Origin of the sequence: Streptomyces sp. NPDC006385 (assembly GCF_040612485.1) — a bacterium.
In the GTDB taxonomy this organism is placed as follows: domain Bacteria; phylum Actinomycetota; class Actinomycetes; order Streptomycetales; family Streptomycetaceae; genus Streptomyces.
The window spans coordinates 1-16,609 of record NZ_JBEXQG010000083.1; the positions used below are offsets into that span (position 1 = coordinate 1).

The 16,609-nt window shown below is 70.7% G+C and carries 13 protein-coding genes; 3 read left to right on the forward strand and 10 right to left on the reverse strand.

Annotated features, from left to right (window positions below):
* Positions 1 to 374: 374 nt before the first annotated feature.
* Positions 375 to 1,382, reverse strand: coding sequence for a stage II sporulation protein M (locus ABZ078_RS38070; RefSeq protein WP_356583114.1), 1,008 nt, complete (start codon positions 1,380 to 1,382; stop codon positions 375 to 377).
* Positions 1,383 to 1,512: 130 nt separating this feature from the next.
* On the opposite strand from ABZ078_RS38070, the gene ABZ078_RS38075 reads away from it, so the two are divergent.
* Entirely contained in the window at positions 1,513 to 2,559 is a 1,047-nt protein-coding gene (locus ABZ078_RS38075; protein WP_356583115.1) for an RDD family protein, read from the forward strand.
* Between the two features lie 31 nt (positions 2,560 to 2,590).
* Here ABZ078_RS38075 and ABZ078_RS38080 read toward each other — a convergent pair whose 3' ends face one another.
* Both ABZ078_RS38080 and ahcY read right to left on the reverse strand, forming a co-directional pair.
* Positions 2,591 to 3,205: a hypothetical protein gene (locus ABZ078_RS38080; RefSeq protein WP_356583116.1), complete on the reverse strand. Its 615-nt coding sequence runs from the start codon at positions 3,203 to 3,205 to the stop codon at positions 2,591 to 2,593.
* A 292-nt stretch (positions 3,206 to 3,497) separates the two neighbouring features.
* Positions 3,498 to 4,955, reverse strand: a complete 1,458-nt coding sequence (gene ahcY / locus ABZ078_RS38085; RefSeq protein ID WP_356583117.1) for an adenosylhomocysteinase — start codon at positions 4,953 to 4,955, stop codon at positions 3,498 to 3,500.
* 443 nt (positions 4,956 to 5,398) lie between these two features.
* Here ahcY and ABZ078_RS38090 point away from each other — a divergent pair, with 443 nt between their 5' ends.
* Both ABZ078_RS38090 and lepB read left to right on the forward strand, forming a co-directional pair.
* Positions 5,399 to 7,576, forward strand: coding sequence for a fructose-specific PTS transporter subunit EIIC (locus ABZ078_RS38090; RefSeq protein ID WP_356583118.1), 2,178 nt, complete (start codon positions 5,399 to 5,401; stop codon positions 7,574 to 7,576).
* A 107-nt stretch (positions 7,577 to 7,683) separates the two neighbouring features.
* Positions 7,684 to 8,370, forward strand: a complete 687-nt coding sequence (lepB, locus tag ABZ078_RS38095) for a signal peptidase I (protein ID WP_356583119.1) — start codon at positions 7,684 to 7,686, stop codon at positions 8,368 to 8,370.
* A gap of 68 nt (positions 8,371 to 8,438) precedes the next feature.
* Here lepB and ABZ078_RS38100 read toward each other — a convergent pair whose 3' ends face one another.
* The 7 genes from ABZ078_RS38100 to ABZ078_RS38130 form a co-directional block, all read right to left on the reverse strand.
* Entirely contained in the window at positions 8,439 to 9,419 is a 981-nt protein-coding gene (locus ABZ078_RS38100; RefSeq protein WP_356583120.1) for a cation diffusion facilitator family transporter, read from the reverse strand.
* A 183-nt stretch (positions 9,420 to 9,602) separates the two neighbouring features.
* Positions 9,603 to 10,754, reverse strand: a complete 1,152-nt coding sequence (gene manA / locus ABZ078_RS38105) for a mannose-6-phosphate isomerase, class I (protein WP_356583121.1) — start codon at positions 10,752 to 10,754, stop codon at positions 9,603 to 9,605.
* A 155-nt stretch (positions 10,755 to 10,909) separates the two neighbouring features.
* Positions 10,910 to 12,037: an SIS domain-containing protein gene (locus ABZ078_RS38110; RefSeq protein ID WP_356583122.1), complete on the reverse strand. Its 1,128-nt coding sequence runs from the start codon at positions 12,035 to 12,037 to the stop codon at positions 10,910 to 10,912.
* 335 nt (positions 12,038 to 12,372) lie between these two features.
* Positions 12,373 to 12,543 carry a Trm112 family protein gene (locus tag ABZ078_RS38115; protein ID WP_086773532.1) on the reverse strand — a complete coding sequence of 57 codons (171 nt, stop codon included), beginning with the start codon at positions 12,541 to 12,543 and terminating at the stop codon, positions 12,373 to 12,375.
* A gap of 345 nt (positions 12,544 to 12,888) precedes the next feature.
* Positions 12,889 to 14,253 (reverse strand): phosphomannomutase/phosphoglucomutase, encoded by a 1,365-nt coding sequence (locus tag ABZ078_RS38120; protein WP_356583123.1) that lies wholly within the window; start codon positions 14,251 to 14,253, stop codon positions 12,889 to 12,891.
* Between the two features lie 113 nt (positions 14,254 to 14,366).
* Positions 14,367 to 15,983 (reverse strand): L-lactate permease, encoded by a 1,617-nt coding sequence (locus ABZ078_RS38125; protein ID WP_356583124.1) that lies wholly within the window; start codon positions 15,981 to 15,983, stop codon positions 14,367 to 14,369.
* A 143-nt stretch (positions 15,984 to 16,126) separates the two neighbouring features.
* Positions 16,127 to 16,504 (reverse strand): DUF3499 domain-containing protein, encoded by a 378-nt coding sequence (locus tag ABZ078_RS38130; RefSeq protein ID WP_356583125.1) that lies wholly within the window; start codon positions 16,502 to 16,504, stop codon positions 16,127 to 16,129.
* Between the last annotated feature and the right edge of the window lie 105 nt (positions 16,505 to 16,609).

Genomic DNA, 16,609 nt, shown 5'->3' on the forward strand with positions numbered 1-16,609 from the left:
CGCTTCCTTCGTACTCACCCTCTCGGGCTTTCCTCCGGGCGCTTCCCTTCGGTCTTGCGTTTCCGACTCTATCAGATCCTTTTCCGATCCGATTTCCTCGGTGCTTTCCAGGTTCCCGCTCTCGCGTTTCCCTTTCCAGCGGCTCCGACTTTATCAGAACTTTCGGGCCGGACTGACCAGCCACTCATTTCCGAATCATCGGGAGGGGCTTCTCGGGAATCGATGTTCCGCTGAAGCAGATAGGTTGCTCACCTGCCCGGCTGGACTACATCCACTTCCAGGCAACTGTGTAAATCTACCTCCCCACTCGCTCCGTGTCAACGGCTCTTGTGGGGCGAAGAGGAGACTAGCAGTTCAGCAGGCGTGTCCGCACATCAGGCTGCCGTAGGGACGGCAGCGCTGCGCTCGGCCGCCTCGACGTCGCCCGTCTCTCCGGCACGAGCGGCACGGCCGCCGAGGACATAGACGTAGCCGAGGAAGATCAGTTCAGCGACGACGCCGGTGGTGATGCGGGCCCAGGTGGGCAGGCCGGACGGGGTGACGAAGCCTTCGATGGCGCCGGAGACGAACAGAACCAGGGCCAGGCCTATCGCCATGCCTATGGCGGCTCGGCCTTCCTCGGCGAGGGCTTGGCGACGGGTGCGAGGGCCGGGGTCGACGAGGGTCCAGCCGAGACGTATGCCTGTGCCGGCGGCGACGAAGACCGCGGTCAGTTCTAGGAGACCGTGCGGCAGGACGAGGCCGAGGAAGGTGTCCAGGCGTCCCGCCGAGGACATCAGCCCGATGCCGACACCGAGGTTGAGCATGTTCTGGAAGAGGATCCAGAGCACCGGGAGGCCGAGGAAGACGCCCAGGATCAGGCAGAGGGCGGCGGCCCAGGCGTTGTTCGTCCAGACCTGGGCCGCGAAGGATGCTGCGGGGTGGCTGGAGTAGTACGTCTCGTACTGGCCGCCGGGGCGGGTGAGCTCGCGCAGCTCGCTGGGGGCGGCGATGGTGGCCTGTACTTCGGGATGAGTCCCGATCCACCAGCCCAGGAGGGCCGCGACAAGGGTGGAGAGGAGCGCCGTGGGGACCCACCAGTGGCGCGATCGGTAGACCGCGGCTGGGAAGCCGTGGGCGAGGAAGCGGGTGACATCGCGCCAGGAGGCACGTCGTGTGCCCGTCACGGCACTACGCGCGCGTGCCACCAGCTGGCTGAGTCGGCCGGTCAGCTGGGGGTCGGGGGCGCTGGACTGGATCAGGGAAAGGTGGGTGGCGGTGCGTTGGTAGAGGGCGACGAGTTCGTCGGCCTCGGCGCCGGTGAGGCGGCGCTGGCGCCCGAGCAGGGCTTCGAGGCGGTCCCACTCGGCTCGGTGGGCGGTGACGAAGACGTCGAGGTCCATCTGCTTTCCTGCTCCCCGGCTGTTCGTCGGCGACTCGTCGTGGATGTCAGCTTGTCGTACTGCGGCGCGATGCGCCCACAGCTTGGCAGACTGGCAACTCCACAGGCAGGTCAGGGGAAGGACGAACGGCGTGAGTGAGCTGGTGACGGGCGAGGCGGTGGCGCTGGAGTTGCGCCCCGCGAAGCTGCCCAGCAGGGCGCTTGCCGTGCTGCTGGATCTGGCTGTGGCTGTGATCGCCTACATCGCGGTGACCATCGGTGTGGTGGCCGCCACTGCTTCTCTGGACGAGGCGGCGCAGACCGCGCTGTCGATCGCGATGTTCGTTCTGTTGCTGGTCGGCGGGCCGATCGCGGTTGAGACGCTCAGCCATGGGCGCTCGCTCGGGAAGTTGGCGTGCGGGCTGCGCGTGGTGCGTGACGACGGCGGTCCGATCCGGTTCCGGCACGCGCTGGTACGGGGTCTCATCGGCGTGATCGAGATTCTGATGACGCTCGGCGTCGTGGCCGTCATCGCTTCACTGGTGTCCGCGCGCGGGCGGCGGCTCGGTGACGTGTTCGCCGGGACTCTCGTCGTACGGGAACGGGTGCCCCTCGCGCGGACAGGTTTCGTTCCCCCGCCTCCGCCGTGGTTGGCCGGACGGTTCTCAGGGCTTGATCTGTCGGCGGTTCCCGATGGTCTGTGGCTCGCGATTCGCCAGTACCTGACGCGGATGCAGCAGCTCGACCCCCAGGTCGGCTGGACCATGGCGGAGCGGCTCGCGAGGGACGTCGCGGCGCGCACAGGCGCTCCGGCACCGCAGGGGGTGCCGCCGGCGGCGTATCTGGCGGCGGTTCTGCAGGAGCGGCAGGCCCGGGAGGCACGGCGCGCTTTCGGTGAGGGGGCGGCTGCGGGCGGGGCGCCGGGTGGTGCCGTCCCCGTGAACAGTGCGGAGGTTCCGGTTGGTGCGCCGGGCGCGTACGCATACGGTCCACCGGTCACGCCGCCTCCTGCCGCCGCACCGCCGCTGTCCGGCGCATATGGCGGGGAGGGGGCTCCCCTCGGCAGTCGGCCGTCCAGTCGGACGGAGAAGGATCGCTCCCCTGTGCGACAGGACGCGGCTCAGCAGACGCCTGCCTCACCGCGGGACACGTCTCCGACTGACCGGCCGCCCTCCACCGGCTTCGTACCGCCTGCGTAGCGCCTCGCCGTCCAAGGGCGGGGGGTATCGGTCAGGCGAACGTGGACGGGGGCGATTCCAGGTCCTCCAGCTCGACGCCGGGGGCGGCGAGGACCACGTCGCCCGCGATGTGGACGGCGTGCTGCTCGCCCGTGTCCAGGGCTGTGACCTGGTATTCGTCCACGGTCAGAGGGCCGTTGTCAGTGGCGTGTGTTTGTCTGTTCACCAAGGCCCAGGACTGGTCCACAGTGCGCGGGGCGAGGACCGGTTCCGTGAAGGCCAGGAGGCGCACGCGGGTGGCGGAGACGGAAGGGGTGAGGCTTAGGAGACGTGTGGTGGCGATGAGGAACGCGGGGGAAGTCCCGGTGAAGGCATGGGCGCGCACATTGCCTTCGGTGGCTTGAGCCCCGGTGGGGTCGGTACGGACCCAGGTGACGCCGTCCAGGGCGGCACCGCGGACCTGCCAGCCGCCGGCGTGGAGTTCCAGACGGATGGGGCGGCCGAGTTCGTCCAGGGTGAGGTCGACGGAGCCGCTGTGATCGCCTGTGGGGGTGGTCAGCTGGGAGAAGTAGCGCCAGCCGGAAGGGCCTGGGGCGCACTGGAAGTGCTCGTCAGCGAGGGGGGTGTGATCGTGCGGATCGTGGAGCGAATATCGGCCGCGGGGCATCGGGGTCCTGGGTCTTGACGGGCTGATCCGGCAGTACAGGGCGAAGATAGCCACACGGGCCGAAGGGGCAGGCCCCCGGCACGGGGGTGCGGGGGCCTGCCTCGGAGGATCTGCTGCTGAACAGCGCGTCCGTGCACGGGCGCGCTCGCTGGAAGCCGCCGTGCGGACCGCGCATGCCGGAAGTCCTGCGAACCGCCGGCGCCGGAGGTTGCCTGCCGTGCGAGCCTCGCCGCCCGGCAACCTGCCTCGGGCGGCTCGGCTCAGCAGCGGCTCGGATCGGCAGTGGCTCGGCTCAGTAGCGGTAGTGGTCCGGCTTGTACGGGCCCTCGACCTCGACGCCGATGTACGCGGCCTGCTCGGGGCGGAGCTTGGTGAGCTTCACGCCGAGTGCGTCCAGGTGGAGGCGGGCGACCTTCTCGTCGAGGTGCTTGGGCAGCGTGTACACGCCGATCGGGTAGGCGTCGGGCTTGGTGAACAGCTCGATCTGGGCCAGCGTCTGGTCCGCGAAGGAGTTGGACATCACGAACGACGGGTGGCCGGTGGCGTTGCCCAGGTTCAGCAGACGGCCCTCGGACAGGATGATGATCACCTTGCCGTCGGGGAAGGTCCAGGTGTGGACCTGCGGCTTGACCTCGTCCTTGACGATGCCCGGGATCTTGGCGAGGCCGGCCATGTCGATCTCGTTGTCGAAGTGGCCGATGTTGCCGACGATCGCCTGGTGCTTCATCTTGGCCATGTCCGAGGCCATGATGATGTCCTTGTTGCCGGTCGTGGTGATGAAGATGTCGGCCTTGTCGATGACCTCGTCGAGGGTCGTGACCTGGTAGCCGTCCATCGCGGCCTGGAGGGCGCAGATCGGGTCGATCTCGGTGACGATCACGCGGGCGCCCTGCCCGCGCAGGGACTCCGCGCAGCCCTTGCCCACGTCGCCGTAGCCGCAGACGACCGCGGTCTTGCCGCCGATGAGGACGTCGGTGGCGCGGTTGATGCCGTCGATCAGGGAGTGGCGGCAGCCGTACTTGTTGTCGAACTTCGACTTGGTGACGGCGTCGTTGACGTTGATCGCCGGGAACAGGAGGGTGCCGTCGCGCTGCATCTCGTACAAGCGGTGGACGCCGGTCGTGGTCTCCTCGGTCACGCCGCGGATCTCGGAGGCGAGCTGGGTCCACTTCTGCGAGCCGTCGCTGATGGTGCGGTTCAGGAGCTCGAGGATGACGCGGTGCTCGTCGTTCTCGGCGGTGTCGACCGAGGGGACCTTGCCGTCCTTCTCGTACTCGACGCCCTTGTGGACGAGGAGGGTGGCGTCACCGCCGTCGTCCAGGATCATGTTCGGGCCGCCGGTGGGGCTGTCCGGCCAGGTCAGGGCCTGCTCCGTGCACCACCAGTACTCCTCCAGGGTCTCGCCCTTCCAGGCGAAGACCGGGATGCCCTGGGGGTTGTCGGGGGTGCCGTCGGGGCCGACGGCGATCGCGGCGGCGGCGTGGTCCTGGGTGGAGAAGATGTTGCAGGACGCCCAGCGGACCTGGGCGCCGAGGGCGGCCAGGGTCTCGATGAGGACGGCGGTCTGTACGGTCATGTGCAGGGAGCCGGTGATGCGGGCGCCGGCCAGCGGCTGTGCCTCGGCGTACTCCTTGCGGATCGCCATCAGGCCGGGCATCTCGTGCTCGGCGAGGGTGATCTCCTTGCGGCCGAACTCGGCCAGGGAGATGTCGGCGACCTTGAAGTCCTGTCGGTTCTCGACAGTCGTCATTGCGAGCTGCTCCTCGGGATCGGGTCGAGGTGGGTACGGCTGGTCTGCGCGGCGGCGGACACAGGGGTGCCCGAAGAGGACACAGGCATGCCCGCGTGCGCGCAGCGCAGTCCGTCGGAGGCCCTCTCTCCCTCGGTCGGTCCCTGTCGGAACCGCCCGACCGCCATCAGCAGCGACGTCTGGCTCTGTCCCAAGCTACACCGGGAGGCCCGGCCGCCCCCAGCCCGCCTTCGAACAGATCGCGCCATCAAGGGTGGGGGCCGGGCGATAACAGGACACCAACGAACGGATGGCGGAGGTGGTGAACAGGACGTTCGGGGATCTTTTGGCCTTTGAGGCTGTGGCGAGGTGGTGCAGGATGCCCAGGAGATCGGGATAGCTGATCGATCTTGCGGGACGTCCGGGACGGCGATTCCGCATGACAAAGGCGTTAGGAGATCGACGTGACCAGTCCGACCGACCCTCCGGCCACGGGCAGCGGCGGTGGCGAGCGGCAGCGGTTGAAGCTCCTCGCGGTGACCGCGTGCCCGACCGGCATCGCACACACGTACATGGCGGCGGAGAAGCTCGCGCGGGCCGCCGAGAGCCGCGGTATCGACATGAAGGTGGAGACCCAGGGTTCCATCGGGGCTGAAAACGTGCTCGATGACAACGATGTCAGGCACGCCGACGGCGTCATCGTCGCCGCCGACAAGGACGTGGACCTGAGCCGTTTCGCCGGAAAGCGGGTACTGACCGTCGGGGTGGCCGAGGGCATCCACCACCCTGAGCGGCTGATCGAGCGGGTGATGTCGGCGCCGGTGCACGTGGCGGGCGCCGCGTCCGCGGCCTCCGCGGACGGCGGTGGCAAGGAGCGGAGCGTCGGGTACAAGGCACTGATGAACGGGGTCAGTTACATGATCCCGTTCGTCGTGGTCGGTGGGCTGCTGATCGCGATCTCGCTGTCGCTCGGCGGGCACACCGACCCGTCGGGCGGTCTCGTCATCCCGAAGGACTCCTTCTGGATGGACGTGAACAACATCGGTGTCATCGGCTTCACGCTGATGGTGCCGATTCTGTCCGGTTACATCGCGTATGCCATCGGGGATCGGCCCGCGCTGGTGCCGGGCGTGATCGGTGGCTGGATCGCCAACACCGGGGAGCTGTACGACTCCAAGGCGGGCGCGGGGTTCATCGGGGCGATCGTGACCGGGTTCCTCGCCGGGTATCTGGTGCTGTGGATCAAGAAGGTCAAGGTCCCGAAGTTCGCTCAGCCGATCATGCCGATCATCGTGATCCCGATCGTGGCGACCACGGCGCTCGGGCTGTTCTTCGTCTACGTCATCGGCCGGCCGATCTCCTGGGTGTTCGAGCACCTGACCGACTGGCTCAGCGGGATGACCGGCACGAGCGCGATCCTGCTAGGCGCCGTTCTCGGGCTCATGATCGCATTCGACATGGGCGGGCCGGTCAACAAGACGGCGTTCCTGTTCGGCGCCGGGCTCATCGCGACCGGCAACCAGACGGTCATGGGCATGTGCGCGGCCGCGATCCCGGTCATGCCGTTGGGACAGGGGCTGGCCACGCTGATACGGAAGCGGCTGTACACCGAGCAGGAGCGGGAGACGGGGCTCGCCTCGCTGTTCATGGGGTGCTTCGGCATCTCCGAGGGCGCGATCCCGTTCGCCGCGGCGCGGCCCACGCAGGTCATCCCGGCCAACATGCTGGGCGGCGCGGTCGCCGGTGCGATCGCCGGGGTCGCCGGGGTCGAGGACGCGGTGCCGCACGGCGGGCCGATCGTGGCGGTGCTGGGCGCGGTGAGTGGCGTACCGATGTTCTTCGTGGCCGTGGTGATCGGCTCGGTCGTCACCGTGCTGGCCACGGTCGCCCTGGTCGACGTGAGTGAGCGCAGGCGGCGCGGGGAGCCGTCCGGCGACGTCGGCACGGCTGGGTCCGTGCCCGCGCCGGTCGCGGTGGGGGCCGGAGCGCCGGGCGTCGGCGGCGTCGTGGCGCGGCGAGCCGTACCCGAGTCAGGGGCGGTCGGGGCGAGTGCGTCTCCCGCGGCCGCTCCCGCGAAGCCCGCGGGTTCCGAGGCGGCGCCTACGTCGGAGGGGTCCGCGGCGCATACGTCGGAGGGGTCCGAAGAGAGCGCGGGCAGTGGTCCGGCCGCGGAGACCGCCCTGGGCGATGTCCTCTCCGGTTACCTCACCCAGCAGAGCGTGAAGGTCCAGATCGACGCGGCCGACAAGGAGTCCGCGATCCGGGAGATGGGTGAGCTGCTGGCGCGTACCGGCAGGGTCGCGGACGTGGACGAGCTGGTGGCGTGCGCGCTGCGGCGTGAGGCGCACGGCACGACCGGGCTCGGTGAGGAGATCGCGATCCCGCATGCCAAGACGGATGCGGTGACCGCGCCGGTCGTCGGCTTCGCGCGGTCCGCACAGGGCGTCGAGTGGGGCTCGCTGGACGGTACGAAGGCGAGGCTGGTGTTCATGATCGCCGTACCGGAGGCGGCCGCGGGCGATGAACATCTGCGGATTCTGGCGCTGCTGTCGCGGAAGTTGATGGACGCCGGTTTCCGGGAGCGGTTGCTGGCCGCCCCGGACGAAGCGGCCGTCGTCGGGGTGCTGCGCGAGGTCGGTTAGCCGCACGGCCGGGCCCGTGTCCGTGACCGGGCGCGGGCCCGCACGGCTCGGTCGCCCGGACCGGCTACGCTCTGCGCCCGCGGACGGGCCGCATGGGGAGGAACGCGATGTCGGGCAAGGGGCGGGGACTGGGAATCGCAGCCGTCGCGGTGGGGCTGGTGGGGTTGTTGTTGGGGCTGGGCGGGTTCGCCTACGCGCGGCACACCTTCGGCGGCTCCGTCGTGTCGAGCGAGAGCATGACGCCGACGTACGGGCCGGGTGACCGGATCGTCTATGAGCGGGTCGACGGGAGCGATGTGCGGCGCGGGGACGTCGTGGTGTTCTCGGCGCCGGACCGGTACGGCTTCGGCGGGTTGGTGATGGGGCGGGTCATCGGCGTGGGCGGCGACCACGTGACGTGCTGCACGGGAGCCGGCGCCGACACACGCGTCTCCGTGAACGGAGAGCCGCTGCAGGAGCCGTATCTCAAGAACCCGGAGGCCAGCCGCGGGTTCGGCATGGCCTCCTACGATGTACGCGTCCCCGAGGGGCGGCTGTTCCTGCTGGGCGACCATCGCGCGAACTCCCGTGACGCGCGGGCCTTCCTCGACGACCGGGGCGGGACGCTGCCGGAGTCCGCGATCCGGGGGCGCGTACTCGAGGACTACACCGTGCCAGGGGTTGTGGGGACGGCGATGATCCTCGGTGGGCTGCTGGTGCTGGTCGGGGTCGGTCTGGGGATCGCCGCGGTCGTCGTACGACAGAGGGCGCGGGCCATGATGCCGCCCCCGCCGCCGTGGGCGGTGCGCGTCTGAGGAAGCGGCCGCAGGATGAGAGAAGGGCTCCACCGGATTCCGGTGGAGCCCTTCCATGTGAGCGGGTGTCAGTGCCCGTCGCCGTGCGGCGTCGGTCCTCCGGGCGTCGCCTCGCGGTCGGCGCCCTTGGCTGCCTCGGCCTCGCTGTAGATGTCGGGCTCGAGGTAGATCACGCGGGCGATCGGCACGGCCTCGCGGATGCGGGACTCGGCGGCGTCGATGGCGGAGGCGATCTCGGCGGCCGTGTCGTCGTGCTGGACGGCGATCTTGGCGGCGACCAGGAGTTCCTCGGGGCCGATGTGCAGCGTGCGCATGTGGATGATGCGGGTGACCGTGTCACCGTCGACGACGGCGGCCTCGATCTTCTTGGCCTCCTCGACGCCCGCGGACTCGCCGAGCAGCAGCGACTTGGTCTCGATGGCCAGGACGACCGCGATCAGGACGAGCAGGACGCCGATGCAGATGGTGCCGATGCCGTCCCAGACGCTGTCACCGGTGAGCAGGGCCAGGCTGACGCCGCCCAGGGCGAGGATCAGACCGACCAGCGCGCCGAGGTCCTCCAGGAGGACGACGGGCAGCTCGGGGGCCTTGGCGTGGCGGACGAACTCCTTCCAGGACTTCCTGCCCCGCAGGACGTTGGACTCCTTGATGGCCGTACGGAAGGAGAAGGTCTCGGCGATGATCGCGAAGACGAGGACGCCGACCGGCCAGTACCAGTGCTCGATGTCGTGCGGGTGCTTGATCTTCTCGTAGCCCTCGTAGAGAGCGAACATGCCGCCGACGGAGAACAGGATGATCGAGACGAGGAAGGCGTAGATGTAGCGCTCACGGCCGTAGCCGAAGGGGTGCTGCGGGGTCGCCTCGCGCTTGGCCTTCTTGCCGCCGACGAGCAGCAGGGCCTGGTTGCCGGAGTCGGCGAGCGAGTGCACGCCCTCGGCGAGCATCGACGACGAGCCGCTGAACACGAACGCCACGAATTTCGCTGCCGCGATCGCGAGGTTGGCGGCGAGTGCCGCCACGATCGCCTTGGTACCGCCTGACGCGCTCATGTGTCGCGTTGTCCCTTCGCCTTCGTAAGCCTTCGTAGGCCTTCGTGGCCTTCGTACGTACGCCGTCCAGGGCGTCGCCGAGGGGGACCGTGACCCCCCGTTCGGCTTGGCCCGTCCTTTGCCGGTGGGCCATTGTTGCAGCCCGGTCCGACATCGGCGCGCCGGGTCGCCGGATGCCCTCGGTCAGGCGACGACCGTGGCCCGGAAGACCGTACCGGCCCCGGACACTTCGGCCCTTTCGCCCGCCGGTACGAAGACGGACCGACCGGGCGTCAGCTCGTGCTCGCCGGCGCGGACGGAACCCGCCGTGCAGAGCAGGATCTGCGGGGTCGCGCGGGTGAGGTCGTGCGCCGGGGTGCCCTCCGGGAGGACGTACCGGGACAGCCGGAACTCGTCGATCGGGGTCTCGTAGACCTCCTCGCCGTCCGGGGACGCCTCCGGGCGCAGCACGCCCGGGTCGCTCGGCTCGAAGCGGACGATGCGCAGCAGTTCGGGGACGTCGACGTGCTTGGGGGTCAGGCCGCAGCGCAGGACGTTGTCGGAGTTGGCCATGATCTCGACGCCGAGGCCGCTCAGGTAGGCGTGCGGGATGCCGGCGCCGAGGAACAGGGCCTCGCCGGGCTGGAGGCGGACGTAGTTGAGGAGCATGGCGGCGATGACGCCGGGGTCGCCCGGGTAGTGGTGGGCGATGTCGGCGTACGGGGCGTAGTCGCCACCGAGGCGGGAGCAGGCGGCCGCGGCCTCGGCGACGGTGTGGGCCATCTCGTCCGGGTCGGCGGTGAGGATCGCGGTGAGCACCTCGCGCAGGGCGGCGTCCTCGGGGTGGGCGTGCAGCAGGTCGACGTACGGCTTGAGGGAGTCGACGTCGAGGCCGTCCAGCAGGTCGGCGGCCCGGAGCGGATCACGGAAGCCGCACAGGCCGTCGAACTCGGTGAGCGCGCAGATCAGTTCGGGCTTGTGGTTGGCGTCCTTGTAGTTGCGGTGGCCGGCGTCCACCGGGATGCCCCGGCGCTCCTCGTCCTCGTAACCCTCCTTCGCCTGCTCCAGGTCGGGGTGCACCTGGAGGGAGAGCGGGGCGCCGGCGGCGAGGATCTTGAGGAGGAAGGGCAGGCGGGGGCCGAACTTGGCTACGGCCGCGGCGCCCAGTTCGCGCTCCGGGTCGGCCTCGATGACCTCGACGAGCGTGCCGCGCCCTGTGCGCGAGGGGGCACCCGGGTGCGCGCCCATCCACATCTCCGCCTGCGGTTCGCCGGTCGGCTCGACGCCGAGCAGCTTCGGGATCGCGGTGGTGGAACCCCAGGCGTAGGGGCGGATGGTGTTGTCGAGGCGGTCCATGCGGTTCTCTGTCTGCTCTCTGTGCGGCGCGGGTTCTCTTCGGGGCGTCTCTTCGCGGTCTCTTCGGTGGACGCGGGTTCGGTTCGGCTCCGATACGACCGTCGTCCGTACGACGGTTTCTCGTGTGTACGGCCGCCCGGGCGCCCTGGGACAGATCAGGCTCCCGAGGCGAGCGCCAGGTAAACGGCGGCGAAATCCGTGATGGCGATCAGTTCGGCGAGGGTCTCGAGTTCGCCGCCGGCCTCCGGCTCCAGTTCGCTGATCGGCGTGTCGTGGCTCAGGGCCAGGTCACGGGCGGCGGGCGCGGCGGTGAGACCGCCGATGGGGCGGTCGCGGAGCAGCACCACGCGCGCGTGCAGGGCGGGTGGCTCCTCCACGCGGTCGCGGAAGAAGGCGTCCGGGTCGGCGCTCGCGGCGAGCGGGCCGGCGAGCAGGGCGCTGTGCGAGGCGAGGGCCTCGGGCAGTTCGGCGACGAGCGAGGGGTGGCCGGAGAGCTCGGCCAGCGCTGCGGCGAAACGGCGGCCTGCCGGGCCGGCGGAGACGCCCTCGGTCCAGATCAGCGGGAGCGTGTCGGCGAGTTCGGCGGCCAGGGTCTTCGCCGGGTTGCTGTAGGTCGCGATGGCGGGGCCGCAGCGTTCGGCGATGAGGTCGAGGCGGTCGGCGACCTTGTCGAGGGCCTCGGGCGGGGCGGCGAGCATGCCGGTGCGGTCGAGGAGCACCAGGAGCGGGGTGAGCAGCGCCCACAGGACGCCGGGGGCGGAGGCGGCGAGGGGTTCGGCCTGCTCGTACGGGGCGGTCGCCATCGGCACGAACAGGCCGTGGTTGCTGTGCACGGCCTCGGTCAGCGGGGTGCCGGCGGGGGCCACGGCGACGACCGTGCAGCCGCGGCGGTAGGCCTGCTCGGCGAGCAGGGACAGGCCCGGCTCGGTGCCGTCCGGGGTGGTGATCAGCAGCAGGTCCACGGAGCCGGCCCAGCCGGGCAGCTCCCAGCGCAGGGCGCCGGCGGCGGGGGCGACGCCGGAGGGAGCCAGACGGGTGACGGGGCCGGTGGCGCCGGCGAGCGTGCCGAGGAGGTCGGCCACGCAGATGGCGGCGGCGCCGGGGCCCGCGATGAGGATGGCGCGGGGGCGGCCGTCGGGTTTGAGCTCGTGGACGCCGGCCTCGGCGGCATGCCGGGTGGCGGTGCGGACGCGGGCGCCGGCTTCGGCCGCGCCGCGGAGCAGGGCACGGTGGTCGGCCTCGGCCAGCGCCTCCGGCCTGTCGAGCAGCGATTCGTCGAGCATGTGCGGCAGCCTCCGATCGCCGGGGTGGGTGGGGGCGAGGTCTTGCGGGGGGGGGGTGTTCGCCAGGGGGTTGTTCGCCGGGGGTGCTCGGGCGGGGGCTGTTGGGGGCGGGTTGCTGGGGGGCGGGTTCCCTTGTGGGGGGCTCGATTCCTTGTACGGGCCGGTTTCCTGGTGGGAGCCCGGTTTCCCTCAAGCGGTGGCGAAGCTGTCTGTTGCGCCGGCTGCTGTGCCCGGCGGCTGGTCGACTCGGGGTGGCCCTGGTCGTCGTGGCGCCGGTCGGTCGGCGGCGCTCCGTGCCGGGGCTGGAGTCCGTCGCCGGTGACCGTGGTGCCGCGTTATGCCGGGCGGCGGGCCTCGTCCACGAGCAGAACGGGGATGCCGTCGCGGATGGGGTACGCCAGGCCGCAGTCCTGGCCGGTGCAGATCAGCTCGGTGTCCTGCTCCTTGAGCGGGGCGTGGCAGGCGGGGCAGGCGAGGATCTCCAGGAGGCCGGCTTCCAGCGGCATGACGGGTCCCTTCTGGGGTGGGTTGTGCGGTACGCGCGTGTGGGCGGATGTGCCTGGTCAGCGTACCGCCGGTGGGGGCGGGGTGCCGGGGTTGAGCGGGGTGGGGGCGGGGTGCCGGGGTTGAGCGGGGTGGGTGCGGGGTGCCGGGGTTGAGCGGGGTGGGTGCGGTGGGTTCGGGCGGCGCTGTGGTTGCCGTCGGGGGATTCGGCCCCGCCGCCCTACCCGTCCCATCCTCCAGACCCCCGCTTCCGGCCCTGACGGGCCTCGTCCTCAAACGCCGGACGGGCTGGATGGTGCCGGCCGGCGCTGGAGGGGGACCGTCGCCTGAGAGGCAGAGCCCCTGGCTCAGGCCCTGATGATGCCCAGCACCTCGTCCCGTACCTTCGCCATCGTCGCCTCGTCGCGTGCCTCCGCGTTCAGGCGGAGCAGGGGCTCCGTGTTGGACGGGCGGACGTTGAACCACCAGTCGGCGGCCGTGACGGTCAGGCCGTCGAGCTCGTCGAGCCGCACGCCCTCCCGGCCCTCGTACGCGGCCTTGATGGCCGCGAGGCGGCCCGCCTGGTCGGCGACGGTGGAGTTGATCTCACCGGAGCCCGTGTAGCGGTCGTACTGGGCGACGAGCTGCGAGAGGGGGCCCTCCTGGCCGCCGAGGGCCGCCAGGACGTGGAGGGCGGCCAACATGCCCGTGTCGGCGTTCCAGAAGTCCCTGAAGTAGTAGTGGGCGGAGTGCTCGCCGCCGAAGATGGCGCCGGTCCTGGCCATCTCGGCCTTGATGAAGGAGTGGCCGACGCGGGTGCGGACCGGGGTGCCGCCGTTCTCCTCGACGACCTCCGGGACCGACCAGGACGTGATCAGGTTGTGGATGATCGTGCCCTTGCCGCCGTGCTTGGCGAGCTCGCGCGAGGCCACCAGGGCGGTGATGGCGGACGGGGAGACCGGGGCGCCGTGCTCGTCGACGACGAAACAGCGGTCGGCGTCGCCGTCGAAGGCGATACCGAGGTCGGCGGACTCCTCGCGCACGCGCTTTTGGAGGTCGACGATGTTCGCCGGGTCCAGCGGGTTCGCCTCGTGGTTCGGGAACGTGCCGTCGAGCTCGAAGTACATCGGGACGAGCGTGAGGGGCAGGCCGGCGAAGACCGTGGGGACCGTGTGGCCGCCCATGCCGTTGCCCGCGTCGACGACGACCTTCAGGGGGCGGATGGAGGTCAGGTCGACGAGGGAGCGGAGGTGGGCCGCGTAGTCCTCCAACGTGTCCCGCTGCGTGATGGTTCCCGGCGTCGCCGCCGGCTGCGGGGCGCCCGACTCACTCCAGCGCTCGGCGAGTTCGCGGATCTGCGCGAGGCCGGAGTCCTGGCCGACGGGGGCCGCGCCCGCGCGGCACATCTTGATGCCGTTGTACTGGGCCGGGTTGTGCGAGGCCGTGAACATCGCTCCGGGCAGGTTCAGCGCGCCCGAGGCGTAGTACAGCTGGTCCGTCGAGCACAGTCCGATCTCGGTGACGTCGACGCCCTGGGCCGCCGCTCCGCGCGCGAAGGCGCGGGACAGGCCGGGCGACGAGGGTCGCATGTCGTGGCCGATCACGATCGCGCTCGCGCCGGTCACCTCCACGAAGGCGGCCCCGAAGATCTCGGCCAGCGGCTCGTCCCACTGGTCCGGGACGACCCCGCGCACGTCGTACGCCTTCACGAGCTGTGACAGATCAGCGGCCACGGCCAACCCTCCTGAAAGTCCTGTCGGTCACCCCAAACTACCCGCCCGCCCTGACATTGCGCCGCGTGGCCACTGAGTGGACCCCGAGCCGTCATCTCAGGTCGGCGCGGACGTCAGGGCAGCATCCAGGCCAGCACCGGTGAACTCTGTCCGACGACGATCAGACACATCACCAGCAGCAGGCCCAGACTCCACGGCAGAACCCGCCGCAGCAGGTCCCCCTCGCGGCCGGCGAGCCCCACGGCGGCGCACGCGATGGTGAGGTTCTGCGGCGAGATCATCTTGCCGAGCACACCTCCTGAACTGTTGGCGGCGGCAAGGAGTTCCGGCGACAGCCCCGACTCCCGGGCAGCCGTCACCTGCAAGGCGCCGAACAGCGCGTTGGCCGAGGTGTCCGACCCGGACACGGCCACGCCGAACCAGCCCAGCACCGGCGACAGGAAGGCGAGCCCGGCGCCGGCCGCCGCCACGAAGTGCCCGATGGTGGCGGCCTGCCCGGAGAGGTTCATGACATACGCGAGCGCCAGCACGGACGTCACGGTCAGGATGGCGAACCTCAACTCGTGGACGGTGGCCGCCCACTCCTTGACCGCCACGCGCGCGTGCACCCCGAGCACGACCGCCGTGCACACCCCGGCGAGCAGCACGAGCGTGCCGCCGGTGGACACGATGGGCCAGCTGAAGACATTCCCGCCGACCGGCTCCCCGTCCGGGCCGGCGACGTTCAGGAAGGGCCAGTCGTACGTCTGGGTCGCCCCGGCCAGCCAGTCCTTGACCACAGGGATCTGCGCGACGGAGAAGATCACGACGATCAACGCGTACGGCGCATAGGCACGCACGACTTCCCGCGGGGGGTCGTCCTCGTCCAACTCCTCGCTCCGCGCCCCGGTCAGCACCGACGCGCGTACGGCCTCGGCGGCGGGCACGCGCGCGTGCGGTACGGCGACCAGGGCGCCCGCGCCGGCCAAGGCGGCGCCGATGTCCGCGAGTTGCGCGGAGACGTAGTTGGAGGCGACGAACTGGGCGACGGCGAAGGCGACTCCGCACACCACGGCGGGCACCCAGGTCTCCCTCAGCCCCCGCCGCCCGTCCACCAGCCCGACGAGCACGAGCGGCACGACAAGGGCCAGCAAGGGTGTCTGACGCCCCACCACGGACGCCACCACATCCAGCGGCAGCCCGGTCACCTGAGCCAGTGTCACCACCGGCGTGCCCATCGCGCCGAAGGCCACGGGCGCGGTGTTGGCGACCAGCGCGACGACCGCCGCACGCACCGGCTCGAACCCGAGCGCCACCAGCATGACCGAGCAGATCGCGACAGGCGCCCCGAACCCGGCGAGCGCCTCCAGCAGAGCGCCGAAGCAGAAGGCGACGACGAGCGCCTGGATGCGCGGATCGTCCGAGAGCCGCCCGAACGACCGTCGCAGGATGTCGAAATGGCGCGTCCGGACGGTCATCCGGTACACCCACAGGGCGTTGACGACGATCCACAGGATGGGGAAGACCCCGAAGACGGCCCCCTGGGCGGCGCTGGAGAGCGTCTGACCAAGCGGCATGCCGTACGCGAGCCAGGCGACCAGAACGGCCGCCACAAGCCCTGTGAGCCCCGCCAGATGTGCCTTCATCCGCACGCCGCCCAGCAGGACGAGGACGATCACCAGCGGCAGCGCCGCGACGAGGGCGGACAGGCCCAGCGAGCCGGCGACGGGTTCCAGTTCCTGGACGTACACGGGCGCCTCCCCGGATTCCGCGATGCGAAAGCGATTTCTCGTTCCGGCATACGGAATGGTCGTGTCCGCGCCAACGACACGTCAATGCCTGTGCGTCACTCCACGAAACAAACACACGAGAAACAGGGACCCGGGAACCGGGGTCAGTTGTCGGGGGACCGCAGTACCCGCAGATGACCCCGCCGCGCGACCTCCATCGGATCGACCGCACGTGCCCCGCCCCCACCGGCCTGGGCCGCCCGCTCCTGCGGGCGGGCCGCCTCACGCACGGCGTTGGCAAGCGCTTCCAGATCATCCCCGCTGGGGCGGGCCGGAGCCGAACCGTCCAACAGCCGCACGACCTCCCACCCGCGAGGGGCGGTGAGGCGCTCGGAGTGCTCGGCGCACAGGTCGTAACAGTGGGGTTCGGCGTAGGTGGCGAGCGGGCCGAGGACCGCGGTCGAGTCGGCGTAGACGTACGTCAGCGTCGCTACGGCGGGACGGCCGCAAGCGGTGCGCGAACAGCGACGTACAGGGCTCACGACGTTGGACGGTACCGCACTCTTGAGCGGGCCGCGACGACTCTCCCCCAGGTCACCCCACCGTGTCGTGTTGTGAAACACCCCACACGCCCCTTTCACCCCACG

Excerpts from the sequence above, each read along its gene's own strand:
- ABZ078_RS38070 (WP_356583114.1), bottom strand. The coding sequence starts at position 1,382 with ATGGACCTCGACGTCTTCGTCACCGCCCACCGAGCCGAGTGGGACCGC.
- ABZ078_RS38080 (WP_356583116.1), bottom strand. The coding sequence starts at position 3,205 with ATGCCCCGCGGCCGATATTCGCTCCACGATCCGCACGATCACACCCCC.
- ahcY (WP_356583117.1), bottom strand. The coding sequence starts at position 4,955 with ATGACGACTGTCGAGAACCGACAGGACTTCAAGGTCGCCGACATCTCC.
- lepB (WP_356583119.1), top strand. The coding sequence starts at position 7,684 with ATGTCGGGCAAGGGGCGGGGACTGGGAATCGCAGCCGTCGCGGTGGGG.
- ABZ078_RS38100 (WP_356583120.1), bottom strand. The coding sequence starts at position 9,419 with ATGAGCGCGTCAGGCGGTACCAAGGCGATCGTGGCGGCACTCGCCGCC.
- manA (WP_356583121.1), bottom strand. The coding sequence starts at position 10,754 with ATGGACCGCCTCGACAACACCATCCGCCCCTACGCCTGGGGTTCCACC.
- ABZ078_RS38110 (WP_356583122.1), bottom strand. The coding sequence starts at position 12,037 with ATGCTCGACGAATCGCTGCTCGACAGGCCGGAGGCGCTGGCCGAGGCC.
- ABZ078_RS38115 (WP_086773532.1), bottom strand. The coding sequence starts at position 12,543 with ATGCCGCTGGAAGCCGGCCTCCTGGAGATCCTCGCCTGCCCCGCCTGC.